We start from the raw sequence: 350 nt of genomic DNA on the forward strand, positions 1-350 counted from the left end.
GCGTGAAGCCGGTGGCGATGTGATGGTTTCCATTGGCGGAGCGAATAACTCCCCGCTGGCAGCTGCCTGTAAGAATGTTAAAGACCTGCAAAAACTCTACTACGACATTGTTGATAACATGAACCTGAACGTGCTGGATTTTGATATCGAAGGCACATGGGTGGCCGATCAGGATTCCATCGATCGCCGCAACCAGGCAGTAAAAGAGGTTCAGGCTCAGTGGAAAGAGGAAGGTCGCAAAGTCGGTATCTGGTACACCCTGCCAATTCTGCCGACCGGTCTGACGGCTGAAGGTCTGTATGTACTGGAAAATGCGCGCCATGCCGGCGTTGAGCTGGCTGGTATTAACG

At 52.6% G+C, this 350-nt stretch carries 1 pseudogene; it reads left to right on the forward strand.

Features of this window, described 5'->3' with window-relative positions:
- Positions 1–350: pseudogene (locus KQJ19_RS23870) on the forward strand (lysozyme); the annotation flags it as partial.

It is taken from the genome of Citrobacter sp. S46_ASV_140 (assembly GCF_018919545.1).
GTDB lineage: Bacteria > Pseudomonadota > Gammaproteobacteria > Enterobacterales > Enterobacteriaceae > Citrobacter > Citrobacter braakii.